The following is a 26,792-nucleotide window of genomic DNA, read 5'->3' as shown; positions in this document are numbered from 1 at the left end:
CTACACTCGGCAAAGCAGCATGAGCCAGGAAACCGCACTCGTCCTCTTTGAATTTGTGGCACTGATCTTCGCCTTCACCTTCCACGAATTTGCACACGCGTGGACGGCTTCCTACTTTGGCGACCAGACAGCGCGTATGATGGGCCGCGTCACGCTCAACCCCATCAAGCATCTTGATCCGATCGGTTCCGTGGTGCTTCCGCTGCTCTCCGCGTTCACCCACATGCCGCTTCTCGGCTGGGCTAAACCGACGCCCGTCACCACACGCAATCTTCGCAACATCAAGCGCGACGACATGCTCGTCACCCTTGCTGGTCCTGCGTCGAACCTGCTGCTGGCCATCGCCTCGCTCATTCTGCTGCTCGCTATCAAGCACATCTTTAAAACCGGAACAGACGCCGTGTTCAACGCGGTCGACTTCCGCCACGGACTAGTCGACGCGTCGCTCTCCGGCACATCAGTGATTTATCCGCTGTCGCTGCTGCTGTATTGCTCGGTCGTCATCAATATCGTGCTGGCGATCTTTAACCTGGTTCCGATTCCGCCGCTGGACGGATCGCGCATTCTGCGCAATTTCCTGCCATACAACATCCAGCAAAGCTACGACAACATGAGCGGCATTATCGGCATTGTCGCCTTCCTGATCCTCATCCGTACCCCCATCCTCGGCTGGTTTTACATGCCGCTGCTCTCCATCTTCGATCATCTGATCGTGCTTCTCTGAAACGGCACGGTTTCAGCTATCCTCAAAGAGGAATGACCGAACAACTGAGCAAGCGCCGCGTCCTTAGCGGTATGCGCCCCACTGGGCGTCTTCACCTGGGCAACTACATGGGCGCCCTATACAACTGGGTGCGTCTGCAGGAGCAGTACGACTGCTACTTCTTCATCGCAGACATCCACGCGCTGACTACGGACTACGCGAACCCCGGGAACGTCGGCGCCAAGTCGCGTGAAGTCGCGCTCGACTTTCTTGGTGCAGGCCTCGATCCCGAACGCTGCACCATCTTCAAGCAGAGTGATGTGCCGCAACACAGCGAACTGAACACGCTCTTCGGCATGTTCACGCCGCTCGGTTGGCTGGAACGCGTCCCCACGTACAAAGACCAGCAGGAACAGCTTCGCGAGAAGGATCTTGCAACCTTCGGCTTCCTCGGCTATCCCCTGCTGCAATCGGCAGACATCCTGCTGTACAAGCCGGACTTTGTTCCCGTTGGACAGGACCAGGTTTCGCACGTGGAACTCACGCGAGAAGTTGCGCGACGGTTCAACCAGCTCTATGGCTCAGCAGTCACTCCCGAAATTGCGGCGGCAGAGTCTGACAAGGAATTGATGAAGGCGGAGATCAGCGAAAACGTTCTCGAACGCCAGATTCTTCCCGAGCCGAAAGTTCTGCTTACGCCCTCGCCCAAGCTGCCCGGTCTCGACGGCCGCAAGATGAGCAAGAGCTACGGCAACACGCTTGGCCTGACAGAACCTGCAGAGGACGTACGCAAGAAACTGAAAGGCATGGTCACCGATCCTGCGCGCGTTCGCCGCACCGATCCCGGCAACCCCGATGTCTGCCCAGTGGGCGATTTGCACAAAGTCTTCTCAACACCTGAGACGATGGCGAAGGTGTACGAAGGTTGCCGCAGCGCCTCCATCGGCTGCATTGAGTGCAAAGGCTGGGCTGCTGACAGCATCCTGCGCGAGATTGAACCCATCCGCGAACGCCGCGCTCACTTCGAAGCGCAGCCGCAGCTCGTGACAGAAATCCTCGCAGCAGGCGCACAGAAAGCACGCAGCTTCGCGGAATCCACCATGGTGGAAGTCCGCTCTGCTATCGGCCTGTAGTTACGCAGGCAACTGCGCTCGTTGCAATGCCTTCGATACGAACTGTATGTGACCGCGTACGGCCTCCACGGCTCCTGCGCGGTCACCTGCAGCAAAGCGCTCTGTAATCTCTCCATGCGCCTTGGGCGTATCCGTCGACGTAATCTGATACGTCTGGCAGCGGCATAACCAAAGTTTGTCCTGAATGTTGGCATGGACACGAGTCAACTCTGCATTCCCCGCGGCCTCCACAATCTGCGCATGAAACGCAATGTCTTCCTCAATGTGCGAGGCCTTGTCGTCACGCTGCAGAATTTCCTTCGTCCGGTTCACACTGGCACGCAATCCGGCGACAAACTCGTCCGTCACATCTGCATGTGTCGCCGCATAAGCTTCGAGGATCTCGCGCACGGCATACAGGTCCGCAATCTCCCGATCAGAAAACGTTCTGACATATGCTCCTCGACGCGGCTCAATCCTTAATAAGCCTTCGCGTTCAAGAGAATTCATGGCTTCTCGCACTGGGCTCTTGCTTATACCCAGCTCTCGCGCAAAGAATTCCTCCGTTAGCCGCTCACCTCTCGTCATGCTGGTGCTCAGGATGTGGCGCTTAATGCTCTGGTGTGCGTGTTCCGTGAGGCTGGATGAGGTCATAGGCCGTGGGGGTGTCATGGAACCGGTTCATCCCTTCTTGGTTGTGTGGTGTGCCACTCAGCTTACACGCGGGCCTCAGATTTCATCTGTTTTCGGTCGGCCAGTCCGCGCCCAATTCCCAATTTGGGCCAAAAATTACTAAATCAGCAACAGGAGCTATTGCTGCGTATCCAATGGAATACGGACGTTGTAAGTGGTCTTCGAGTCTTCGTAAATTGCAACCAGCAACACCTGTGCGATGCCGCGCGTATCAAAGAAGATCTGCGGTCTCTCCATGCGTGCCACTGTTTGTGCAGGTCGATCCTTCCAATGCAAAACCAGGTCAGACACCAGCAGATGCTTCGCAGCCTTCCAATCCTTCGCATCCACTGACTGATAGAGCACTAATGATGAGCGTCCCGTCCCGGAAACTGCACCCTTGTTGTCCTTCATGATCACGAAATACCGATTGCGTTGCCGATCAAACCAGAAATACGGATCTTCAAATGGAAAGTTGTTTCCAGCAATCGTAAACATTGGCGTCAGGTCCTTCTGAAACGGCCCTGTCGGCGACTTCGATGTTGCCATCAGATGAACCACGGGTCCGCCAAACGGCAACGGCTTCTGTTGTCCTACCGCCTTGTACAACAGGTAAAACGTGCCATCCTTCCCTTGCGTCAGACTGGGATTCGAAATGGAAAGCGAGTCGGGTGCAGACGCATCCGCGCTCACATCAATCAGCGGATGATCGAACCGTTGCCACGGTCCATTGGGATTATCCGCAACAGCCACTCCCACACGATTGTGATTGCGATGTGTCCAGTTCAACGTGGGCAGAATCACGCCATCACCTGTATTTCCTGTGTAGTACAGGTAGTACTTCTTCCCGAACTTCTGCACCGTGGGATTGTGTGTCACCATGCCGTCCCATAGATGCGGACCTCGTGGTGGCAACGCAACATCATGGAACGCAAACGGCCCTGTTGGCGAAGCTCCAACTGCATGTGCGACCTCAGAAGCCGTCACCCAACTCTCAAATCCAGTCGAAACCTTCCAGCGCGAGTAATACAGGTGATACTTGCCATCTTCACCGCGCACCATCGTTCCGCACCACACAAAGTATCCCGGATCGCGAAAGACCGCAGTCGAAGGAACGGGCTGCATCGCCGCAGCAAGATCAAGCTCATCCATCCGCGATGAGGCCCGTTGTCCCGCAAGCGGCAGAGACCACAGCACAAGCAGAAGAAACACAACACCAACCGGCACCTGAAATCGGCGGAGCACGCGCCGAACATACGAAGTTGAACGATTAACCATCGCCCCGCAGTCTCTGCGGATACACAGTCGCGTGTCAACGACTTCCTGGGTCCACTTGCTCTGCTTTTCGCCATCGGCGCATCCCGGCAGGTACGATAATCCCGTCGCAATCCGCACACAGGGAGACGTAATGACGCTGCAGCAGTTGTTGGACGGCGGAAACGACTGGGAAACACTCCGCACGCACGACGCCGGGCCGCAGGGCGCTCTTCCCATCACACCGGAGATGTTGCTTCAGCAACCTTCCGGCAACTTGTTTGGGCTCTCGCAAAACGCCGGCATGGGATGGGACCCCGCACGTCTACGCGATCCGGAATACCTCATCCTGAGCACCCACGGTGGCCTCCGCGCAGCGGATGGAACGCCCATCGCACTTGGCTTCCATACAGGACACTGGGAGGTGGGATTGCTGGTGGCGGAAGCCGCACGCACTCTGCGAGATCGTCACGCTATCCCGTTTGCCGGAGCATGCACTGATCCATGCGATGGCCGCACGCAAGGGACTGCGGGAATGCTCGACTCGCTGCCCTACCGCAACGACGCTGCCATGGTGCTGCGTCGACTGATGCGGTCGCTCCCCACACGACGCGGAGTGATCGGCATTGCAACCTGCGACAAGGGACTGCCCGCCATGATGATGGCGCTGGCCTCATCCGGAGACTATCCCAGCGTCCTCGTTCCCGGTGGAGTCACACTCCTGCCTGAGAGCGGCGAGGATGCGGGCAAGGTACAGACTATCGGCGCACGTTATTCGCAGGGACAGATCAGCCTGGAGACGGCCGCAGAGATGGGCTGCCGTGCCTGCGCGTCGCCAGGCGGGGGATGCCAGTTCCTGGGCACTGCCGCTACATCACAAGTGGTGAGCGAGGCGTTGGGACTCTCCTTGCCACATAGCGCGCTAGCCCCATCTGGTCAGCAAGTATGGCTGCGCGCTGCCGCGCAGTCGGCCGAAGCCATTCTGCGCATGACGCAGTCGGGTATCGGCACGCGCGATGTACTTACCAACGCTGCCGTCCGCAACGCAATGGTGGTCCATGCAGCCTTTGGCGGATCAACCAATCTGCTTTTGCACATCCCTGCAATCGCGCATGCCGCTGGACTGAGCCGTCCCACATCAGAGGATTGGATCGCCGTGAATCGGGCAATCCCGCGTCTCGTAGACGCACTGCCCAACGGGCCGGTGGGTTATGCGACGGTGCAGGTATTCCTCGCTGGCGCTGTGCCAGAAGTCATGCTGCATCTTCGTCGCGCCGGTCTGTTGGATACTTCCGTCCGCACAGTTACAGGCGAGACACTGGATGCCAATCTGGATTGGTGGGAGCAAAGCGAACGTCGGCGCGGCATGCGACAACGCTTACAAGAAGTCGATGGGATTGATCCAGACAACGTCATCTTCTCTCCGGATGGAGCACGCGCACGCGGCCTGACCTCCACTGTCAGCTTCCCTGTCGGCAACCTTGCACCGGAAGGATCGGTGATCAAGAGCACATCGATCGATCCCACTCTCATCGATGCTGATGGTGTCTATCGCCACACTGGACCAGCACGCATCTTCCTCACCGAAGAGGATGCGATTCACGCCATCAAGGCTGGCGAGGTGTCGCATGGCGACGTGATGGTGATGATCTGCGGCGGGCCGATGGGCGCGGGCATGCAGGAGGTGTATCAGGTGACCTCCGCGTTGAAGAACCTGCCCTTCTGCAAACACGTTGCAGTACTCACCGATGCGCGCTTCTCCGGTGTCTCAACAGGAGCGTGCATCGGCCATATCTCACCCGAGGCACTTGCTGGCGGCCCCATCGGCAAAGTACGCGAGGGAGACACCATTCACATCACCGTAAACCGCACCACGCTGAGCGCCTCGGTCGATCTGGTGGGCGAAGCCAATGAGACATTCTCCGCCGAAGAAGGTGCGCGTCGATTAGCGATGCGCAGTCTGCGCGAAGACCTGCATCCACATCCCGCAATGACCAACGACACCCGCTTATGGGCAGCGCTCGTGCAGGCCAGTGGCGGAGTGTGGGGTGGTTGCGTCTATGATGCGGATGCTGTCATAACCCAGCTTGCACGCGGCGCGAAAGCCGCACTGAAGGAGTAACACCGTGAAGCTCTACCGAACCACCACAGGCATCTTCGTGGAAGACAATGGCGCCACCCACCGCGTGAACACAGCCGATTGGGATGCCCTGCTCAACAGCGAAGACGTGATTGCCACAGTAAACGCCTCCAAAGGCAACGCCGAAACCATCACAGGTGACGTGCTTACGCCAGTGACATCGCAGGAGGTTTGGGCTTCCGGCGTGACGTACTATCGCAGCCGCAACGCGCGCATGGAAGAGAGCCAGGCTGCTGGCGGCGGCGACTTCTACGACCGCGTGTACATTGCGGAACGTCCAGAACTGTTCTTCAAGGCGTCACCGTGGCGCGTGATTCATCCCGGCGATGAAGTGCGTATCCGCCGCGATGCTACGTGGTCAATTCCCGAGCCTGAGTTAACGCTGGTGGCAAATAACAAGGGCAAGCTCATTGGCCTAACCATCGGCAACGACATGAGCTCGCGCGATATCGAAGGTGAGAACCCTCTGTATCTCCCGCAGGCAAAGGTCTACAACGGCAGTTGCGCAATCGGTCCCTGCATCCTGTTATGGAATGGCTCGGTGGATCGCGCCACAAAGATCACACTACAGATTCTGCGTGGCGATGAAACCGTCGTCAGCGGCAGCACAACGCTGGCAGAGTTAAAACGCGATCCCGCAGAGCTGCTCGAATATCTCTACCGTGAGCTTGATTTTCCAACGGGCGCATTTCTGCTGACTGGCACAGGCATTGTGCCGCCCACGGAATTCACACTCTCTCACGGCGATGTGATCCAGGTGAGCATCGACGGCATCGGTACGTTAGAAAACAGAGTAGCCACGCGATAAAATAAAACTGGATTGCCAAGGTTGTCTTGGCAATCCAGATAGTGCAAGAAGGACCTTTCGATCCCACTAAGACTTCGCTTTTCGCGCAGCAGGTTTTGAAGCCGATTTCTTAACGGCGGACTTCTTCGCAGCAGCTTTCTTTGCAGAAACTTTCTTCACGGCCGATTTCTTCGCAATTGCTATCTTCGCTGCAGCCTTCTTCGCCACATGGTATTGCGCCAGCAAACGCCTACCCTCCGCCGCCAGCATATGCGCCTCATGCATCGTCTTCGGCAGCTTCTCTCCCCACGCCTGCGCACTTAGCGCCAACCGCGTCGGCCTTCCCTTCGCATCCTGCATTGGCCCACGTGGATTCGTAAACATCCGCACCAGGAACGAACCTTTGCGACGCATCTTCTCCGGGGTATCCGGCGGCCCCTTCACGCCCGGTTTCAGGTTTGCGCCAGTCTTCGCGGCATACCACGCACGCCCCGCTTCGGTCAGCCCGCCCTTCGGATCGCGCCCTTCCTTGGGCATGGAACGCCGCACAGACTTCTTTGTCGCACTCACTTTCTTTGCAGCAGCTTTCGCCATAGACACTCCGTTCTCAAACCATAAGAGCGTCTGCAACCCATTTGAGTTGATTCGTCTTGATAAAACTCATGCCATCCTGCAAAAGAAAAACGCGCGACCTTTTCAGATCGCGCGTCATTCAGCTGCAATTCAGTTTTACGCTGCCTGGTGCACCAGCTCTTCGCGCACCTCGGTGTCCTTCTTCAGTTCGTTCATCGTGTGCGGCAGAGCGACTGCCAGCACATCCTCAATGCGCGACGCATAGTGAATCGTGATGCCTTCAATCTGATCGGCCGTGAGATCTTCCTCAACGTTCGGCTTCACATCAATCGGCAGAATCACGTCCTTCACACCGGCACGCTTCGCAGCAAGGAACTTCTCCTTGATGCCGCCCACCGGCAGCACATTGCCGCTCAGCGTGATCTCGCCCGTCATTGCCAGCAACGGACGGACCGGCATATCGGTAAGCAAGCTAACAATCGCCGTAGCCATCGTCACACCTGCGCTTGGGCCATCCTTCGGGATCGCTCCCGCAGGCACATGCAGATGAAGATCAATGTCCTTCAACACATCCTCATCCAGCCCCAGCTTGGTCGCGTTGGAACGCACCCATGTCAGTGCTGCCTGCATGCTCTCCTTCATCACGTCGCCAATCTGGCCCGTGATCTGGAAGCTGCCCTTGCCCTTCATCTTGTTGGCTTCGATGAACAACACATCGCCACCCACAGGAGTCCACGCAAGCCCAACCGCTACACCTGCACGCTTCGTACGCTCCGCAATCTCCGTATCCACGCGCACCTTGTAACCACCAAGGAACTCGCGAATCACCTCAGGCGTCACGGTCAACGTCTCCGTCTTGCCTTCAGCGATGCGGCGCGCCTGCTTACGGCAGACCGTGCCAATCAACTGCTCCAACCGGCGAACGCCAGCCTCACGCGTGTAATGCCGTGCAATGATGCCCAGCGACTCACGCGGGAAGATGATCTTCGGTTCAGCCGTCTGCTTCGGCAACTGGGACTCCGGAACCTCCGGGCTGCTCTCCGCCGTGGAATGCGCAACTGCCGCATCGCCACTCAGCAGATCACCGCGATCGTCGGAAACAGCAGCTACAGGAACACCGTTTCCAGCTTTGTGATCCTTCTCCTTTGGCTCATCGCCATCGATGCCGTTTTCCTTGATCTGCCGCGGAGCCAGATACCGTTCCGCAATGCTGATCTTCTCCTCCTCGGTATAACCGGTGAGTTCGATGATCTCCATACGGTCCAGCAACGGTGCCGGAATCGGATCGAGCTGATTCGCCGTGCAGATGAACAACACCTTGCTCAGATCGAACGGCTGATCCAGGTAGTTATCGCGGAACGTGCCATTCTGCGCAGGGTCCAGCGTTTCAAGCAGCGCACTCGCCGGATCGCCACGGAAGTCGCGGCCCAGCTTGTCGATCTCGTCCAGCATGAACACCGGATCGTTCGTCTCCACACGCTTCAGGTTCTGGATGATCTGCCCAGGCATCGCGCCAATGTACGTACGACGATGTCCACGGATCTCCGCCTCATCATGCATACCGCCCAGCGAGATACGCGCAAACTTACGTCCTAGCGCACGTGCAATGCTCTTGCCCAGCGAGGTCTTACCCACGCCCGGAGGTCCAACAAAGCACAGGATCGGCCCCTTCATATCCGGCTTCAAACGCCGCACAGAGAGGTAGTCCAGAATGCGATCCTTCACCTTCTGCAGACCGTAGTGATCCTCATCCAGGAATGCAGCAGCCTGCGGAATATCCACCTGCTTGCCGCTGGACTTGGCCCATGGCAGCACCGCCAGCCATTCAATGTAGCTGCGCGTCATGCTGTAATCCGGCTGCGCAGGATTCATGCGCTGAAGACGGTTCAGCTCCTTCAGAGCCTCCTTCTTCGTGTCCTCCGGCATGCCCGCCGCTTCAATCTTGGCGCGTAGTTCCTCAATGGCCTTGTTGGTCTCGTCGGTCTCGCCCAGTTCCTTGCTGATCGCCTTCTGCTGCTCGCGCAGGTAGTACTCACGCTGCGACTGCTGCACGGCATCCTGCACCTCGTTCTGAATCTTCGAACGAAGCTGCTGCACCTCAAGCTCCTTCACCAGGTGCTTGTTCAGGCGCTCCATACGAGCTTCCACGTCCGTGGTTTCCAGCAATTCCTGCTTGTCAGCCGTGGTCAAAAACGGCAGCGACGAACCGATGAAATCGGCCAACCGGCCCGGCTCCTCGATATTCAGAGCAATCGTCTGCAGATCGTCAGACAGTGTCGGCGAAGCCGCCACAATCTGCTGAAACTGCGAAACCACATTGCGCTGCATCGCCTCCAACTCCGGCGTCTTTTCGGCGTCGTTGTCGGGAACCAACTCGTAACTGGCCGTCAGGAACGGCGTACGCTGCTCAAATTCACCCAGACGGATGCGCTCCGTGCCTTCTGTGAACACAAAAAGGCTCTGGTTCGGCATCTTCACCACTTTGTGGATGGTGGCCAGGGTTCCGGTCTGGTGCAGTTCGCTGGCGTCCGGCGTGTCCTGCCGGGCATCACGCTGCGCCACCACCAGGATGGTCTTTTCGTCACCCAGGGACTGGATGAGTTGAATCGAGCTATCCCGGCCCACCGTCAAAGGCAGCACCGCATGCGGGAAAAGCACGGTATCGCGGACGGGAAGGACGGGGAGGGCGCGCGCGCTGCGCTTGCGGTCCGGGTCCGACGCCGTCGGCTGGATCACACTTACAAAATCGTTTGACATAGTTGAGTGTCCTTCCATCAGATATTCACACATCTGATGCCTCAAGTCACGCATGGATTCATCCGGGGTCCAGAAAGCGGCAAATACAACCGGATCTATGAGGGTCTGAACTGCCTATCGGCAAAAATTGCCGTCTTCAGAATGGATGCTTTGGCACAAATCTTTGCCGCTCGATTTGCGCTTATTTCGCCGCAAATGGAGGCCGCATTCGAGCGCAGCGGAAGTCTACTCCTCAGGAAGCACCGCTGCCTCATACCGGCCCAATTCCACCACTTCCCGGCAGGATTGGCGTAATCCGGCCACAATCGTGTCGGCTGCCTCGGCCGAAGGAATCCGCAAATCCACAAAAAACGTGTATTCCCAGGGCCGTCCAGGGACCGGCCGCGAATCAATCCGGGTCAAGTCTGCCCCGGCGGCCACCAGTTCCTTCAGCGCCTCCAGCAGCGACCCCGGCCGATGCGGTAAGTCAAACGCAAGAGACAACTTATTGACCACCGATCCCGCCGGACGGAGTGCCTCTGCATCCTCTTTCCGGGTCAGCATAAAGAACCGGGTAAAGTTCTTCGGATCGTCCTCCAGGCCGCTGCGCAGGATCTCCGCGCCATACACGTCCGCGGCAAACGGAGCGGCAATCGCGGCAGCGTCCGTTACGTGGTTTGCCATCAGGTGTTTGACCGCACCCGCCGTGTCATAGAACGGGACGGCTTCCAGCGCCGGATGCTCCATAAAGAACTTGCGGCACTGCGACAACGCCACCGGATGCGACAGCACCCGGTTCACTTGCTCCTGGGTCACGCCCGGTACAGCCATCAACGCATGACGGATCCGCAGCGAGCACTCGGCCACAATCTGGACGCCGTAACGCAGCAGCAGATCGGAGTGATCTGCCACCGCGCCATGCAGGCTGTTCTCCACCGGCAGTACAGCCGCATCCGCCTCCTTGGAACGCGTGAGTTTTTCCAGCACTTCCACGGACAGCGCACACGGCACCAATTCCACTTCGCCTAACAATTGACGTGTTGCCAGGTGGCTATTGGAACCCGGCTCTCCCTGGATAGCAATCTTCTTCAACTCACTCTTCTCCTGCATGCGCCGCGCGAAATCGACATTGTTTTCGCGCAAGGGACAACTCGCCAAGTTTACCCGGCAACTATGTTGATGTGGCTGCAAACGTCATGTCACGCATGGCGTTGGTACACACTAATTCCCCGCCCCGGCCCGGCTGGCCAGGGCATCTGGAGAGTCGACGATGCTTTGGACAATTACCGTAATTCTGCTTGTACTGTGGCTGCTGGGCCTCGTCAGCGGCTATACCGTCGGTGGCTGGATTCATATTCTGATCGTGCTCGCGATCATCTCGCTGATCTTCAATCTTCTGGCGGGACGCAGATCTCTTTAGGCCCTGTAAAAATCAACGCGACATTTTGAAACTCATGAAAGGCCATCGCAACCATGCGGTGGCCTTTTCCATTCCGCGCTGCATCATACCCATCGTTCGCGTAAGAACGCAGCATCAATGCGAAGGAGAAAACGATGAACACCGATCAGATCAAGGGCAAGATGCAGAATGCATTCGGCAAGGCAGAAGAAGCAGTGGGCAACGCAGTAGGCAGCCACGACCTCGCCAATGCAGGCGCAGAAGATCGTGTAAAGGGTGCCGCGAAGGAAACGTGGGGAAATGCGAAGGACACCGTCCACGAGATGCAAAAGACCGCCAAGACACGTGCGGACGTAGTCAGTGGAGAACCCGTAACAGCGCGCGACAAATTTGCAGCGGGCGTTGAGAACATCAAAGACTCTGTAAACAGCAAAATGGATGAAATGAAGACGCGCGAGCAGATCAAGCGTGACGACCTTCGTCGCTCCGCATAACAACCTTGCACTAATAACAACGGCGGGAAGATATCTTCCCGCCGTCTCTTTTTCATCGCTGCGAAATTACTTGGTATAACCAGCCAGCGCACGCTCCACAACAGGAGCTAGCAACTCATATCCGCGATCATTCGGATGCACTCCATCCACAGTCAACTCGGCACGCATCTTCCCTTCGGCATCCGCTAGCGGCGAGTTGAAATCCAGAACATCCCAATGTTTCTTCTGCGCCATCGCTACCAGCAGTTCATTCAAATGATGAATGTGTTCCACCGTGCGCAATCCCGTTAGCACCCTCACACAATCACACACTGGCGTCATCTGCGCGACGTACACCTTCAATCCATTCGCCTGCGCAAGCTCGCCCATAGAGAGAACGTTGTCGCGAATCTCCTCCGGCGAAAATCCCAGCCGCATGTCGTTGCTGCCGCCTTCCAGCACCACCGCCTGAGGGTGAAGATCCAACACATCGTGGCGCTCTCGGAGTAGCAATTGTTGCGTGGTCTGGCCGCCAATGCCTCGGTTGATCCAACCCGTATAAGCGAACCACTTGCCGTTGTGACTACCCCAGTAATCCATGATCGAATCACCAAGAAACACTACTCGCGCTTTCGCAGTCGCATTGGCATCGTGATATCGACGACTCTGAGAGAAGTCAGCTTCAGCAGAGTTTGCAGGAGGCGCTGTCTGCGCAAACCCAGCGATAGACACCACAAACATCATCATCAACGCAGCAGCGCGCATCGCCTCTCCCCACAGCCATGATTGCTTACAACAGCCACAGGCAGGTTAAACGATGCACTTCTGCGATAGCGATATCTTTAGCGGCTCTGCAGGTTCCGTACAGCGATATCCGCAGCCACAGAAATAAAGAACACTACGGAGATGATTCCGTTCAGCGTGAAGAACGCAGCATTCATGCGACTGATGTCTTTGGGTGAAACCAGGCTGTGCTCATAGAGCAGCAGCCCTGCCACCAACACCACACCCGCAATCGCAATCGGGCCAAGGTGAAACAGCACCACCAGCCAAGCCAGCAATCCCAGCATCAGCACGTGCATCAGCCGAGCCAACAAGAACGCGCCCTGCACACCGAATGCCTGCGGCACACTGTTCAATCCATGCGTGCGATCGTGCTCAAAGTCCTGGCACGCATACAGCACATCAAAACCAGCAACCCACAGCAATACCGCACCGGTCAGCACAATGATGCGCGGATCAAGCGTGCCTCGCACAGCAATCCAAGCAGCTGAAGGCGCAATGCCCAACGCCAGTCCAAGCACCAGGTGCGACCAACGCGTGAGCCGTTTCATGTAGCTATACGAAAGCACCACCACAATCGCAATCGGACTCAGCAGCAGCGTCAGGTGATTCAGGATCGCCGCAGCGAACAAAAAGATCGCCAACGAGACGATGGTGAACATCGCCACAAATCCCTTCGACAAAAGGCCCGCGGGAATGGCGCGCATCTTGGTGCGAGGATTCAGGCTGTCAATCTCGGCATCGGCCCAGCGATTAAACGCCATCGCCGCTGTACGCAGCGACACCATGCACACCACGATCCAGAGCAGTGTCACCGCATGCGGCCATCCACCCGCGGCTAGCACTGCGCCGGTCAGGGCAAAAGGAAGCGCAAAGATCGAGTGTTCCCACTTGATCATCTCCAGCGTAATGCGCGTACTGCGCCATGTGTGTGCAAGCGAAACGGCCATACACCTCTTAGTGTATGGCCGCACGCCTGCTGCAATCCACTGCGTTACTTTTCGCCGGCCGATTCCCCGGCAACCTGCAGATTATTGGTCACCTTAAAGGCTCCCGGAACACTGTTCGCCCGGATGCCTGCAGCGTCCTTATCCGCCTGCCGATCTACCACACCGGTCAGCGTAATGTCGCCGTTCACCACCGTAATGCGGATGGGTTTAGCCGGATCCATTGCATACCGCTGGAGCGACGGGAAACCGTAGATAGCGCGTGCCGCAGACAAACGGATTCGATCATCGTTCGGGGATAGCGGCGCCACTTCAATATCGTCCACCACATCCCTCACACCGGGATAGTGGGACACCAACGAGATCGCCGAATCCTTATCCGTAGGACCATAAGCTACGCCGCCCAGCGTAACCACACCACCCTGCACGCCGATGGTGAAGCTGTTAAACGCCGTTGTGCCATAACCCACACGGTCATACGCCAGCTTCTCCGCAAGCTTGTCGCGCAACTGCACGTCGGACAATTCGCTGCCACCCTGCACCTGGATCAGGTTCTGCACGGCGACAACGCCCTTCTTGTGATGAATCTTGTGTTCCGCGTCTTCCTTTGTGGCGTACAGGTCCACATTGCCGGTCAACGTCACCATGCCGTTTTTCACGGTGCTATGGACATCATGGAACTGTTTGTTATCCAGCGACTTCTGTACGTCTGACTGAATCTGCGCATCCGGCACCTTCGCCTGAGCACGCAGCGCGAGCGTAGGCATCATCACGGCTGCCAGCGCCAACACCATTCCCGCATTTGATCTGATCTTCATTTCCATCTCCAAAGAGACAAACCCGGATTACCCGGCAAAGTTGCTCTAACGATACCGCTTGCGAATCTTGTACACCATGGAGAACACGCCATTTTCATCGCGCGTAACCACAATCGATTTGTTATCGCTCAACTGGTATTGCAACTGAATTAACTGCTGTGCCGACGTATTGATGCTGGTTGCAAAGGTCACCGTAATCTGCCGCGTTACCTGCTGCTCCACCGTAATGCGAGCCGAAGATGCGCCAATCGTTCCTACATACGCAGGATCGATCTTCACCTTGCCGCTGCCGCCGAACAGCTTGTTTACGCGGTTGGAGACGGTCGCGTTCAAGGCTCCTCCCAACAGCGCATTCGTCGTAGGATCCTGCCCCTGCTGCTGAAGCTGCTGCGTATTAATCGCAGCCTCTTCCTGTGTGCGACCCAGCGCCAGCAGGTTGAAGATATCCGCCTGCGACAACGGCGGCTCCGACCGATACGTCAGCTTGAAGTTCTTCGACGTGCCGTGAACACCAATGGTCACGTCGTAATTCTCCACGCGCGCCGTAGCATCCAGGTCAATTAAAGGATCGATGCGGATCGGATTGTTGAAGTAAATCTGACCGCGCTGCAACTGATACTTCGTCCCCGAGAACGTTGCCGAACCATCATTGATGGTTACCTTGCCCAGCACAGCCGGAACAGCCGCTGTGCCGCGCAATGACAGGTCCACCGTACCCGCAATACGCGCGTAGCTGTTCTGGAAATCCAACGCCGGTGACGACTGAACATGAACATTCAGAACAATCTTGTTCAACAACGAGTCTGGGTCAGGCGGTGCCGACACATCGCCAGTGCTGCCTGCGACAGAAGCAAAGTCAAATGTCTCCGCAAGACCAAAGCGCGTGATCAGGATGTTGCCAGAAAGCGATGCGCCATCGCCCGAACCCTGCAGCCGAAGCGAAGCATTCATCGTTGCGGACACGCCGTAATAGCGCACACGGACCGCAGTTGCTGTCGCTGTCATGTCTGCAAACAAGCCACCACGGAACTGTACAAATCCCGTCAGCTTAATGCGACCGCCGCCACTGGTGGCGGTGACGTTGTCCATCACTAGCCGGTCATCCGTGAACGTTGCGGTTCCAGTAATGTTCGACAATCCATTCGGAATCGTGTCGTACGCAATGTTCGTGTTGCTGAACGTCATCTTGCCGCCCAGGTTCGGCTTCGACCTACTTCCGCTGGCCGTCACGTTGAAGTTGACCATGCCAGACGCAATCACCTGCGGCTTCAACCGATGTGCCAGTGCAACATTCAGACTGCCGTTCGCCTGCGCATTGATCGCGCCTCCCTGGGCAGGCAATGGCTTGCCGTCCGCAGAGAACACCTGCACAGAGCCTGAAGCATTTAGATCCGTCTCAGGGCCGGTGATGTGAAGTTGATCCAGCCGCACCGTTCCGTTCGTCAACGAGGCATGCATCGGCCCAGCAGAGGTAAAGGTAAGTCCTTGCGTGGTGACCTGCAGCGGATTTACGGTGAGCGCCCCATTCAGCGCCGCAGGCTTCCTCGCTGGACCACTCACATTCAGTTCGCCAGCGATCACAGAAGTCGCTTCGAACGAAGAGTCTGTGAGTTTCAATATCGGAGCGACATCAAGATTGCTGAAAGTGGCATGCGCCTGCATGGGATAGTCGCCCACCAGCTGCAACTGACCATTTGCATCCAGCTTCGCGGTCAACAGATCGCTATGGGCCTTTAGATAGATCGTGTTGCCGCTGCTGTTCACGTCCGCGGTCAACTGCCCCATCGCCTTCTTCTGGTACGTTGCATTCACCAGTTGCAGGTGCGCATTCAATCCGGGGGCATCCAGCGTTCCATCCGCATCGGCGCGTAACGTCAACACGCCATCCACCGGTGTCCCTGCTTTTCGGATCACCAATAGATTCGACAAACGAACATCGTTCGCCTGCAGATGAGCTTTAACGTGTTTCGACGTCAGGTCATAGCTACCGTTGCCGGTAACTTCCGCGCCCTGCGCCTTCACATCCAGCGTGGATGCGGATATCTCCTGACCACGCACCGCAACATTCGCCGTTACCGAGTCATAGGGCTGGTCATACGCCACACCATTGCGCAACGACAACGTTCCGTCACCGATGAGATTGCCAAAGGTTCCATTCACATTGGCATTCACAGCGATCACACCTGTAACAGGCAGCGCACCCTGACCCGCAATTTCCAGCACGTCATGAATCTGCGCATCTGCAAGCTGCAGCTTCGCCTGCACTTCAGTCTGATCGTCAAACTCGTACGACACTTCACGACGCTTCACCACGCGGTGAGGCTTGACCACACCCGAAGCATTCAAGACCGCCGTGCCACGATGAATCGTTGAACTCGCAACCGTCACACCAGACGGCGAATACTCCGCATCGGCAACAAGCGAATCAATCGCAACATCACCCGCACTGCCGAGATGTGCCGTCAGATCATTGGCCTGCAGATGTCCCTTGATATCCAGTCCAGCAATCGGGCCTGAGGCAACGCCCTGAAAGTGCGCATCGCCATGCAGCGCCACAGGCAGTGCAGCGCTTCCCTTCTTGCCATTGCTCTCGTAGCCAACGGTGTTCAAAACAGAATCAAACTCAGACAAATCACGGAAGTCTGCAATCAGGTTCAGACTTGTCAGCCGATCGCCACCAGCAACACCCAGTGTTCCCGTTGCTTGAATCGTCGATGCCGGCGTATGAGCTTCCAACTGCTGAATCGCAACAGTCTCGTTGGATCCGCGATACGTCGCCTTCACCACGCCATTCAGCGGAATATTCTGTATCGCACCGCGGCGGTGAAGGTTCTGTGGCGCCAGCTTCAGATCAGCAGCCACAATCACTGAGCTCGGCAAATCATTCGTCGTTCCGCCCCACTCCACATGCACAGGACCATTCACGGCCGTATCAATGCCCAGGTCAGAATAGTGACGTGGTTCAGTGACCTCATTAATCGTTCGCAGCGAAATGCCCGCCAGCTTCACGTCAATGTAGGCATGCGCGCGTTCAACCGGCGCAATCGTCAGAGAGCCCGTCGCGGGCGGCTTGGCATTCGCAATCTTCGCAGTTGCATTCGCCGTCTTCTGTCCAGCGATAACCGTGGGAGATTGAGCAGGCGCGTCCGGTGGAACCTCTCCGAGCCAGTTGTGGATGCGCATGTCACCAGCAATCGTGCCGCCACCGGGAAGGTCCAGCGCGATCGCATTAAACAGTAGCTCCGTCGGCGTTACTTTCAACGCCGCGCCACCATTCACTCCATTCACGACCACATACTCATCGTGATAGCCAACCGTGTGCAGCTTCGCGCTGCCCACCATCAGATATCCCTTCTCGCATTCAGGAGTAGGCGGCAGTGTCTTTGTACTGGAAGGATTTGCCTTTGGGTTACGACGCTGCCAGAAGCGCGGCTTCTTCTGCGCCTCCTGCGGTGCAACAGCACAGGAGTGTCCCGCAAGATCAAGATCGACTGTGCCTTCTGTAAGCCCTGGGAAACCGCTCAACACAGAGATCTGCGGAACCTCTACATTGCCCTTCACAGTCACATTCCAGACGGGGTTATCAAAGTTCTCCACATGCGCGGTCGCATCCAGATGAGAACTCTTCCCGGTATCAAAACTCAGCTGTTGAATGCTGATGAGCTTGCGGCCAATCTCAGCTTTTACTTTCAGCCGTGACTGCGCCTCCGGCATCTTATCCATCCGCGTACGGATGTCACTTACACCAACATCAATACCGTAGTGATCCGTGCGCGTGATGTAGTGCACGTTCACACCAAGATCACGCGCCGCCAGATCAAACGGAATCGCGCGATCATTCAGCAGTGCAACACCGTCCGCAAGTTCCACCTTCGAAGCCTGCAAATCCAACAGAGTATCCATTACTGGCTCGTTGCTGGTGCTCTTCGTCTTAGGTACAGGCTGGTTGGTGTTACCGTCCTTGTCCACGATCAGATGGATCTGCGGCTTGTCCACGTGCAGCAGCGACAGCGTGATGTATTTCATCGCGCCCTTGGAATCCGTCGCATGCGCGAATAGATTCTTCAGCGTGATGCGCACCAGGATGCGATCCGCCGAAAGATACGGAGCTTCACCGGGTCCTTCAAGCCCATGAATGACCAGCCCATCAGCTTCTACTGCCAGATGCATCAGGCTGAACTGCACCTTTGCCAGATCCACCTTGCCGCCGGTGGCATCTTCCAGGGTAGCGATCAACTGCGTGCGTACGCGATTCTGAAAATCATCTGTCGTGGTGTATATACCGAGACCGACAACCAGCAGTACCACGAGCAGCAGCACGGAAGCCGTAATCCATGCGGTGATGCGCCACCCACGCGACTTCTTTGGCGCAGGTGCGTTTTCATTCGGCGGAGGAGTATTCGCGTCCAGCAATGTCATCAGGGCGCCTCCTCATTCGGTTGCATCATGCGAACGTGTCCGGAGTCGCGCAACGTCTTTAGCCATGAATCCAGCAGCGTGCTTACCTGCTCCTGCAAAAGAATTTCTTCAATCCGGTCGCGGATGGAATCCAGCGGCGGTGCAGTCGCCTTCTGCTTCGCATACTGCGGTAACAGCGTGTTGTTGTAATAGTCCTCGATCTGTTGATCGCCAATACGGATGCCGCTGCGGAAACGCTGCTCAATGAAATGCGTCACTTGTGCGCGCAACTTCAAGCGATCATGCAGCTCTTCTTCCGTGAATCCCGATTGCTCCAAAAGCTTTTTCCATCCCGCTTCGCTTGCGCAATCCGCATGTGCGCATGCGGGCAAGTCCTTGCGTAGATCAGCCTCTTCCTTATTGACTTCATCATCGGAAATGGCAACCTGCGGAAAACCACCAAGCTGCTGCACCACGAGAGTGCGATCAATCAAACGCGTGATGGCCTGCTCACGCGGCGGCTTCGTTTCATCCTCGCCATAGGGATACAGCTTCGAGAAACGCTCTTCTTCCTCGACATCGCTTTCCAGCACCAGGTCGCCATTCACGATGGCGACAATGCGATCGACCACCTGACCGCGTTCAGCGGGCAGCTTATGTGCATCCGCACGCACCTGTTCCTTCGTCTGCGACTTGCCCTGCTCCACCGACTTCGGCGCAGGCTTTTGTGCGAGCATTTGGACGCTCGCAGACGCTATGCCAACGGCCAGCAGGCAATTCGCGATATCGAAACGGAATGGATAAAAGCGCGTCATCAGAAGCTCTGGCCGATCGAGAAGAAGAACTGGAAGTGGCTGGACTGTCCCACATGGTGCGTGGGCACGGCTTGCGTGTAGTCATCAATGATGGGATAAATCGGCGGATTCAGGTTGTACGCTGCATCCAGACGAATTGGCCCAATGGGCGTGTTGTATCTCGCGCCAAGTCCCACCGCATGCGAGAAATAAGCAAAGTCGCAAGTGCCCACCGTAACAAAGCCTGACACCTGGCGGCACGTATCGCGGTTCGGTTGATGGAAACGGGCAATGGACGGAAACACGTCGCCCACATGCAGGAATGTATTACCCATGTCATGGAAGAGAACAAACGAAACACTCTCACCAACCAGTGGCAGCACCGGCGCTGGCATACGCAGTTCGAGAGTATTGATAAGTACAGCGGAACCGCCGACCGGATAGCCCGTGGTCAAATCTCGCGGTCCTGCCTGGTTGATACCGAAACCACGATGCGATGTAGCGCCACCTGCATACAAGCGTTCCGGCAGTGGAACCGAGTTACAGGAAGCGTTCGTATTCAGCAAATTCCCTTGGCAGCCCTCAATGCCTGCGTTCGGATTCACGCCAGACGTCGTCTCCACGCCAAAGCGCGTATTCCGCGCAAACGTGTACTTCCTCTTCTTGCCCCATGTGTAATACGAGGAGTAAGTCACATCCACCTTGTTGAAGTCCGTCTGCGAACCAAAGATACCGCTCGCCAAGAAATCCGTGAACGAAAGATACATGCCCTTCTGCGCATCAAGCTGCAGGGGTGCGCGTGTGTCGTGGAACCACGTAAATGCGGGGCCACCCACACGCACCGGCTGCGACAACAGCGGAATCAGGTTTGCCGTTACCTGCAAACTGTTCTGATCCACCGACACGCGCCGATAGGTGAAGTCATAGATAAAGGTGTCTGCCTTGGGAACCTTTTGCGTTAGGCGGAACAAGCCTTGCAGTGTGCTGGCCTTAAACGTGGAAATGTTCTGCACGTTGGAATAGCCACCACTCACCTGCGTTGAGAAATTCGGACGGCCAAGGAACTTTGGAGTAGTCCACGTTGCCGTGGCAATGCGCTCCAGCAGGCCATACGTTACGTGGAATGCCAGCGATTGATCCGTGCCGAATAGGTTGATGCGCGATACATCGGCAGAAACTCGGAACGATGCGCCAGCCTTGCCTTCCGGCGAACACGTCGTATTGCCAATCGATTGCTGAGCACGGCAGTTGGGTTGCGGCGTGGAAAGCTGCGCTTCAAAGCCCGCGCCATACGTTACATCCCAGCGCTTTGCCTCAGTCAATTGCACCAACACGTTTTTGCGATCCGCAAGGCCTTCCGGATTCTGCACAGCAACATTCGCTTCGTTAAACAATGCAAGATCGTAATAGCGGCGCTGCATTTCGACGATGGCACTTTCGTCCAGCGGATCTCCCGGCTTCAGCAACGTTTGATCATCCACCAGCTTCTGTCGTACATGGTGAACGCCAGAGATCAATACGCGATCTACATTCACTTGCTCGCCTTCGGTCACAAGATAAGTAATGTCCGTACGCGTTGTGTCATCCTTGCGTACTGCCTGCCGCACCTCAACCTTTGCCTGGTCAAAACCCTTGGAAAGATAGGACTGCAGAATGTTGTCGCGATCGTTCGAGACATTCGCAAGGGCGAAAGGCTGATTCGTCTCCGCAGTGATGAGCGCCTTCATCTGTTCTGCACGAGCATCATCCACGCCGGTCAGCGTGATGTTGCCAAACTTCTGCTGCGAGCCTTCATCAATATGAAGATTCACAGTGATCGAGCCTATCTTCTTGTCTTCATCGCTCTTCTTCTCATTCGTCGTGATCTTCACCTTTGTGAAGCCATTTGCCATGTAGAGCGACGTGATGGAATCAATGTCGTTGGACAGCAGCACAGGCGAGAAACGTCCAGAGCGGACGTAATTATCTGCCTTCACCACCTGCATGCGTTCCTTAATGTTGTCCGTCTCGAAATACTTATTGCCGGTCACATTCACAGCAATCACTTTGTATTTCTTTCCGGGAACAGCATGAAACGTCACCGTCTCCGTCAAGTTGCTCGGCGGCGGTAGCGGCGTACCATCTTCTGCATACGTCGGCGTATCCGGAACACCGCGTACAGCCGGTGTCACCTCAGCATCGAAGTAACCCTGCCGCTGCAGAAATTCGCGAATGTTATGCGCGCCTTCGTTCAGCAGATCGTTATCGACAGCGCTCTCTTCATAGATGGGCAGTAGTTTTTTCTGTCGTGACTTCGATACCTTCGCACCATCGATGGTCACCTTGACCTGCGGCCCCTGGAAGGCGCGGAAGGTGTAATCCAATTGCTGACGGTCTGCCGTATATTGGCTCTTTTCCAGAGCAATCGCAGCCTCCAGCCGATCCTTCTTCTGGTAGTACTTGCGTAGACGGGTCAACCCATTGCCCACCGTATCGCGCGTGACCTTGTTCTTCGTCTTAAAGACAAACAGCGTCTTGTTCTTTTCTTGCAGCTTGCTGCGCTTTCGGAATTCATCAACCGACAAGCCGGGATCGCCATTCACCGTGACATTGCCCACCAGTGCCTGCTTACCCACATCAACCAGATAGAAGACATCCACCTGCTTGCCATCCGGCAGATGTTCCGTTGCCGAGTGAACCACCGGAGCGTAGTAACCGTTCTGCGCCAGCGTCTGTCGAATTCCCTCTTCACCCGTGCGAACCTGCGAATTTGTAAACGGCAGGCCGGGCTGCAACTCTGAGGCCGCTTCCAGCAGCGAAGTCATCCGCTCTGAATGCACGCCCTGAATATGCACACGACCCACAAAGTAGCGAGGCGTTCCCACGTATAGCAGCGTCACGCTGCCGTCGCTGTTCACGATGCTGCGTACTTCGATGTCGCGATACAAGCCAGTAAGAAACAGTCGACGAGTCGCTGTCCGAACCTTGTCAGGAGAGATCGTATCCCCAGCTTTTAACCCGAGTTCTTTCTGTGGCAAGGGATCGTTCTCACCAAACTCGACCCCTTCAAATTCGATGGCGTGCAGTTTTCTACCGCGCAAAGCCCAGACACCGGCGACTGCATTGTCGGCTGCTTTTCCCGCCTGCGCATTCTGTTCCTGGGCCGCATCCTGTGCTGCAGCGCCTGCGGTCGTTCCCGCCGTGCTGGTGCCACTTGTTACATCGCCAGCGGCATTCGTCTTTCCGGGAACCACCTGAACGGTCTTGCCGCCACCGGGAACGGGCTGCGGTGCACCTGCTGCCGGCTGTTGCTGTTGGTTACCAGAGGTCGCCGCGCTCGAAGGCTGTCCGTTCGGCTCCTGCGCATACATCGTCAGGGCAGCACTCGACAGGACCATCAAGCCCGCCGAGCACAATGCCTTCCGTCGCAACGCAATCCCACCTGTCCACAGCTTCACCAGCACCAGCGTTCCTGCTCCCCCAGAAGACTCTCAGCCCTATTGCCATGATGCCTGTTTTCAGGCAGCTACGCTTGGCATGAAGGCGTAAACAAATGCTTTACACCCAAAACCCCAGATATGGAGCGGTTGGATGCAGGTTCACTCCTTCGGGTTCGCTCCCACTTTTCGTCCAACCTCGTACACTGAAACAGCAAGGAGTTGCACCAGCGTGACAGTCGTTTCCAGCGAAGCATTTTCGGCAGAGGATCGCTACTCACGCCAGCGTCTCTTCCCTGCGATCGGTGCCGAGGGCCAAAGGAAACTCGCCGCAGCGCACGTCGTTCTTGTCGGCTGTGGTGCCACCGGAGCGGCTTCTGCGGGACTCCTTGCCCGCGCAGGTGTAGGCACACTCACCATCATCGACCGCGACTTCGTGGAGCCCTCCAACCTGCAGCGTCAAATGCTATTCACAGAAGCCGACGCAGCCGAAGCTCTTCCCAAAGCCGAAGCAGCACGCCGCCGCATCGCTGACATTAATGCTGATGTAACGGTCAACGCCCACATCGCTGACCTGACTCCCGCCAACGCTGCCACATTGCTGGCGGGCGCGCATGTCATCCTCGATGCCACAGACAACTTCGAAACGCGTTATCTGATCAACGACTTCGCCATCCAGACCGGCACTCCGTGGATTTACGCAGCCGCCATCGGTTCTTACGCGGCGACGATGAACATCGTCCCCACGGGCGATTTCCGCACAGCCTGTCTCGCCTGCATCTTCCCTGAGCCACCGGGAGGCACCGTGGAAACCTGCGATACCGCAGGCATCCTCAACACCGCAGTCAACTTCACAGCATCGTTGCAGGTAACGGAGACACTCAAGCTCCTCACCGACCAGCCTTCTGCATTGCGCCGCACACTGCTGTCATTCGATCTCTGGACCGGCGAACGCTCTGAGGTCCAGGCAGGCAAGCCACGCGCAACGTGCGAAGTCTGTGGTCGACACAATTTCCGCTATCTGGCAGGCGAAGGCCGTCCGCACATCACCCTCTGCGGACGCAACTCCGTGCAGATCCACGAGCACCACAGACCCGTTGACTTCCCGTCGCTCGCACAGCGTCTCAGCCCGCTCGGCAACGTGCGATTCAACAGCATGATGCTGCGTTTTCAGCACGGCGAATATACCCTGAGCGTTTTTGCAGACGGACGCACAGTGATCCAAGGCACTAGTGAAGTCCCCAGGGCACGCGCGCTCTACGCCCGCTTCATCGGCAGTTAAACTGCCACCTCAGCGCTACTTCGTTCCCAGAAGAATCGGGTCCGTTTCAACCAGCGTGAGCGACTTCACCATGTTCGCGGTTTCGCTCTTATATTTCTTGAAATGTGGCATCAAAAGGTGAGCACGGTACGCCGCGTCGTCACGGTAAATCTCCAGAATCCTGATTTGATTCGGATGCCCTTTGACAGCCACGGCGAGTAAAGAGAGCACGCCCGGCTCCACACGCAGCGACGTGGTGATCTCCTCCGTCAACGCAGCCCGATACGCGTCCAGTTGTTCCCCGTCAATCGTGAGTTCCGCCATTCGGACCAAACGTCCTTCCTGCTGAGCAGCCATGGCAGATCGCTGCACCAGCAGGACACAGGCGGCCACCATCGTCGCGCAAACAAGGAAACCACCACGCAGCGTCATATCGCACACCTCCGCACGCCTTCAGAGCGCTCCAAATCATAGGACATCAGTGTCTTCCTCGCTCCATATGCCTTATTTTCCTCAGGTCAATGCCGATAGTTTGCCCGTCCCGTACAACCTTCGACCCCGAAAAAGCTATCCACTACTCTTGCGCATCGGAATCAGTGCAAATTTTGGCTCGTAGAGCCGTCCTGTATGGTGGAGTACAGCCTGCAGGTCTTTCAAGGAACGACGGCTCACCATACCGGTGTGCCAGACCGGGGTTGCAATGGAAGTTCAGGGCTACGGAATGACACAAAACAATACGACCCCGGTTGCCGGGCACTTCAAGCGGAATCCCCCCATCGCTGGTGAGGCAGACGCTCTGGAGCGCGCAAAAAACGGCGACCCGGATGCTTTCTCCAAGTTGTATGCGCTGCATAAGCGGCGCGTGTACACCCTATGCCTGCGTATGCTGGGCAATGTTTCTGAGGCAGAGGATATGACGCAGGAGGCTTTCCTGCACCTCTACCGCAAACTCGGTTCTTTCCGCGGCGAAAGCGCATTCTCCACCTGGCTACACCGTCTCACGGTGAATCTGGTGCTGATGCATCTCCGCAAGAAGGGTCTTCAACTCGTCTCTCTGGAAGAGACCATCAACCCCTCAGAAGAAGACGCACCCAAGCGCGACTTCGGATCGCGCGACCCGCGTCTCTCCGGGTCCGTTGACCGCGTTGCTCTGGAACGCGCCGTAGCAACACTGCCTCCGGGATATCGCCTGGTCTTTGTGCTGCACGACGTTGAGGGATACGAACACAACGAGATTGCCGGAATGCTGGAATGCTCCACCGGCAACAGCAAGTCGCAGCTTCACAAGGCGCGGCTGAAACTGCGGGAAATTCTGCGGCAGAACGAACAGGCCGCCTTGGTGCAGGAGTCAAAATAATGCCGGAGCATGATGAAAAGCGCTGGACCTGCGAAGAGTTTGAAAAGGCTCTTCCAGATTTGTTCGAACGCGCAGAGGGCGGCAAGCTGAGCGCCGATCCGCGTTTCGCGGCAATTCTGCGGGACTGCCCGCAAGCCGCCGAACTGGTCCGCGATTTGGAGTACATCGCAGAAACCGCACGAATGTTGTTGGAACCAGAAGGCGAAGGCCCATCTTCCGACCTCTGGGGCAAGATTGAGCGGGAAATCACGTCGAAGGACAGCATTCAGTAAACCGATTTCGTAAAGAACTACAGCGGCGTCCCAACCGGGACGCCGCTTTTCATTTGCCGCCGACGAGTTTTACAAACTGCTTGCCCACCACCCGCCCCGGGTGTATGCTCCTCACCAGAGATGACGCAGTTTACCCAGCCCGCTTCCTTTTGGTACCGCTACTGCTTTACAGGCGCGGCCCTGGCGGATTCTGCGGTCTTGAAACACTAAGAAACACCAAAGACCAATCTCGATCCTCCTGAGCCGCGACCCAAAAGGTCGCGGCTTTCGCTTTTCCGGAACACAACCAATCGCAAACCTGAGACCATCATGACAACGCTCGTAGCCGAATCCGCCGTGACCCCAGCGCCCACCACCCTCCTTACCGAACGCATCGTCCTTACCGGCTTCATGGGTGCGGGCAAAAGCACCGTAGGCCGCCTCCTCGCCGCCAATCTGGGCTGGAACTTCCTCGACGTCGATTCACTGATCGAGCGCCACTCCGGCACCACCATCGAAGAGATCTTCGCCACACACGGCGAAGCCGAATTCCGACGCCGCGAATCCGCTGCCATCGCACGTAGCCTGGGCGCTCGCAACACCGTCATCGCCCTCGGCGGAGGAGCACCGGAAGAGATCACCAATCGCCTCCTGCTGGAACAGACCCCTAACACCACCGTCGTCTTCCTCGATGCACCCTTCGCCGTACTCTTCGACCGCTGCGTGTTGCAGGAAGGTGCCGCTGTCCGCCCGAATCTGCAGGACCCCGATGCTGCCGCAAAGCGCTTTCAGCGCCGCATCCCGCACTACATCCGCTGCTCGTCACACCGCATCGTCACGGAGAATCTGTCCATCGAGCAGACCGTAGCGGCCATCCGCGCGCAGTTACTCTAAACGTCAATCAACGCTAGAGTGGTA

The 26,792-nt window shown here is 56.9% G+C and carries 22 protein-coding genes; 10 read left to right on the top strand and 12 right to left on the bottom strand.

The window, feature by feature from the left end:
• Positions 1 to 19 precede the first annotated feature (19 nt).
• Positions 20 to 724, top strand: a complete 705-nt coding sequence (locus BLT38_RS03540) for a site-2 protease family protein (protein WP_083343943.1) — start codon at positions 20 to 22, stop codon at positions 722 to 724.
• A gap of 32 nt (positions 725 to 756) precedes the next feature.
• Positions 757 to 1,836: a tryptophan--tRNA ligase gene (gene trpS / locus BLT38_RS03535; RefSeq protein ID WP_083343942.1), complete on the top strand. Its 1,080-nt coding sequence runs from the start codon at positions 757 to 759 to the stop codon at positions 1,834 to 1,836.
• On the opposite strand, the gene BLT38_RS03530 is transcribed toward trpS, so the two are convergent.
• Together BLT38_RS03530 and BLT38_RS03525 are read right to left on the bottom strand one after the other, a co-directional pair.
• Entirely contained in the window at positions 1,837 to 2,487 is a 651-nt protein-coding gene (locus tag BLT38_RS03530) for a GntR family transcriptional regulator (protein ID WP_083343941.1), read from the bottom strand.
• A gap of 138 nt (positions 2,488 to 2,625) precedes the next feature.
• On the bottom strand, positions 2,626 to 3,765 hold the full coding sequence (locus tag BLT38_RS03525) for a glycoside hydrolase family protein (RefSeq protein ID WP_156784998.1): 1,140 nt from the start codon (positions 3,763 to 3,765) through the stop codon (positions 2,626 to 2,628).
• A gap of 130 nt (positions 3,766 to 3,895) precedes the next feature.
• On the opposite strand from BLT38_RS03525, the gene BLT38_RS03520 reads away from it, so the two are divergent.
• Complete coding sequence (locus BLT38_RS03520) at positions 3,896 to 5,863, top strand: YjhG/YagF family D-xylonate dehydratase (protein WP_083343940.1); 1,968 nt, start codon at positions 3,896 to 3,898, stop codon at positions 5,861 to 5,863.
• Positions 5,864 to 5,867: 4 nt separating this feature from the next.
• A complete protein-coding gene (locus BLT38_RS03515; RefSeq protein WP_083343939.1) occupies positions 5,868 to 6,689 on the top strand; it encodes a fumarylacetoacetate hydrolase family protein in 822 nt (273 codons plus the stop codon).
• 66 nt (positions 6,690 to 6,755) lie between these two features.
• On the opposite strand, the gene BLT38_RS20655 is transcribed toward BLT38_RS03515, so the two are convergent.
• From BLT38_RS20655 to BLT38_RS03500, 3 genes are all read right to left on the bottom strand, one after another.
• On the bottom strand, positions 6,756 to 7,262 hold the full coding sequence (locus BLT38_RS20655) for a DUF6321 domain-containing protein (RefSeq protein WP_197674923.1): 507 nt from the start codon (positions 7,260 to 7,262) through the stop codon (positions 6,756 to 6,758).
• 135 nt (positions 7,263 to 7,397) lie between these two features.
• Positions 7,398 to 9,998: an endopeptidase La gene (lon, locus tag BLT38_RS03505; RefSeq protein WP_083343938.1), complete on the bottom strand. Its 2,601-nt coding sequence runs from the start codon at positions 9,996 to 9,998 to the stop codon at positions 7,398 to 7,400.
• Positions 9,999 to 10,223: 225 nt separating this feature from the next.
• Positions 10,224 to 11,120, bottom strand: coding sequence for a prephenate dehydratase (locus tag BLT38_RS03500; RefSeq protein ID WP_231966715.1), 897 nt, complete (start codon positions 11,118 to 11,120; stop codon positions 10,224 to 10,226).
• A gap of 127 nt (positions 11,121 to 11,247) precedes the next feature.
• On the opposite strand from BLT38_RS03500, the gene BLT38_RS20425 reads away from it, so the two are divergent.
• Both BLT38_RS20425 and BLT38_RS03495 read left to right on the top strand, forming a co-directional pair.
• Positions 11,248 to 11,397 (top strand): lmo0937 family membrane protein, encoded by a 150-nt coding sequence (locus BLT38_RS20425; protein WP_156784997.1) that lies wholly within the window; start codon positions 11,248 to 11,250, stop codon positions 11,395 to 11,397.
• A 134-nt stretch (positions 11,398 to 11,531) separates the two neighbouring features.
• A complete protein-coding gene (locus BLT38_RS03495; protein ID WP_083343937.1) occupies positions 11,532 to 11,870 on the top strand; it encodes a CsbD family protein in 339 nt (112 codons plus the stop codon).
• 66 nt (positions 11,871 to 11,936) lie between these two features.
• Here BLT38_RS03495 and BLT38_RS03490 read toward each other — a convergent pair whose 3' ends face one another.
• The 6 genes from BLT38_RS03490 to BLT38_RS03465 form a co-directional block, all read right to left on the bottom strand.
• Positions 11,937 to 12,614, bottom strand: a complete 678-nt coding sequence (locus tag BLT38_RS03490; protein WP_083343936.1) for a GDSL-type esterase/lipase family protein — start codon at positions 12,612 to 12,614, stop codon at positions 11,937 to 11,939.
• Positions 12,615 to 12,691: 77 nt separating this feature from the next.
• On the bottom strand, positions 12,692 to 13,582 hold the full coding sequence (locus tag BLT38_RS03485) for a UbiA-like polyprenyltransferase (protein WP_083343935.1): 891 nt from the start codon (positions 13,580 to 13,582) through the stop codon (positions 12,692 to 12,694).
• Positions 13,583 to 13,626: 44 nt separating this feature from the next.
• Positions 13,627 to 14,397 carry a BON domain-containing protein gene (locus tag BLT38_RS03480; protein ID WP_083343934.1) on the bottom strand — a complete coding sequence of 257 codons (771 nt, stop codon included), beginning with the start codon at positions 14,395 to 14,397 and terminating at the stop codon, positions 13,627 to 13,629.
• A gap of 45 nt (positions 14,398 to 14,442) precedes the next feature.
• The gene (locus BLT38_RS03475) at positions 14,443 to 18,816 is read right to left on the bottom strand and encodes a translocation/assembly module TamB domain-containing protein (protein ID WP_083343933.1); all 4,374 of its coding nucleotides are present in this window, start codon (positions 18,814 to 18,816) and stop codon (positions 14,443 to 14,445) included.
• Positions 18,816 to 19,610 (bottom strand): peptidylprolyl isomerase, encoded by a 795-nt coding sequence (locus BLT38_RS03470; protein ID WP_083343932.1) that lies wholly within the window; start codon positions 19,608 to 19,610, stop codon positions 18,816 to 18,818. Before BLT38_RS03470 ends, BLT38_RS03475 begins: the two co-directional genes overlap by 1 nt.
• A complete protein-coding gene (locus BLT38_RS03465) occupies positions 19,610 to 23,026 on the bottom strand; it encodes a POTRA domain-containing protein (protein ID WP_231966714.1) in 3,417 nt (1,138 codons plus the stop codon). The genes BLT38_RS03470 and BLT38_RS03465 overlap by 1 nt, the downstream gene beginning before the upstream one ends.
• Before the next feature lie 211 nt (positions 23,027 to 23,237).
• On the opposite strand from BLT38_RS03465, the gene BLT38_RS03460 reads away from it, so the two are divergent.
• Positions 23,238 to 24,287: a ThiF family adenylyltransferase gene (locus BLT38_RS03460; protein WP_231966713.1), complete on the top strand. Its 1,050-nt coding sequence runs from the start codon at positions 23,238 to 23,240 to the stop codon at positions 24,285 to 24,287.
• Between the two features lie 15 nt (positions 24,288 to 24,302).
• Here the strand turns inward: BLT38_RS03460 and BLT38_RS03455 are convergent, their stop codons facing one another.
• Positions 24,303 to 24,698, bottom strand: a complete 396-nt coding sequence (locus tag BLT38_RS03455; RefSeq protein ID WP_083343930.1) for a putative quinol monooxygenase — start codon at positions 24,696 to 24,698, stop codon at positions 24,303 to 24,305.
• A gap of 268 nt (positions 24,699 to 24,966) precedes the next feature.
• On the opposite strand from BLT38_RS03455, the gene BLT38_RS03450 reads away from it, so the two are divergent.
• From BLT38_RS03450 to BLT38_RS03440, 3 genes are all read left to right on the top strand, one after another.
• The gene (locus BLT38_RS03450; RefSeq protein WP_083343929.1) at positions 24,967 to 25,623 is read left to right on the top strand and encodes an RNA polymerase sigma factor; all 657 of its coding nucleotides are present in this window, start codon (positions 24,967 to 24,969) and stop codon (positions 25,621 to 25,623) included.
• The gene (locus BLT38_RS03445; RefSeq protein WP_083343928.1) at positions 25,623 to 25,895 is read left to right on the top strand and encodes a hypothetical protein; all 273 of its coding nucleotides are present in this window, start codon (positions 25,623 to 25,625) and stop codon (positions 25,893 to 25,895) included. The genes BLT38_RS03450 and BLT38_RS03445 overlap by 1 nt, the downstream gene beginning before the upstream one ends.
• Before the next feature lie 309 nt (positions 25,896 to 26,204).
• Positions 26,205 to 26,768 (top strand): shikimate kinase, encoded by a 564-nt coding sequence (locus BLT38_RS03440; protein WP_083343927.1) that lies wholly within the window; start codon positions 26,205 to 26,207, stop codon positions 26,766 to 26,768.
• Positions 26,769 to 26,792: the final 24 nt, after the last annotated feature.

This window comes from Terriglobus roseus, from assembly GCF_900102185.1.
Lineage (GTDB): Bacteria > Acidobacteriota > Terriglobia > Terriglobales > Acidobacteriaceae > Terriglobus > Terriglobus roseus_A.
The sequence above is the reverse complement of the archived record's forward strand: the minus strand, read 5'-3'. Positions and strand labels throughout refer to the sequence as shown.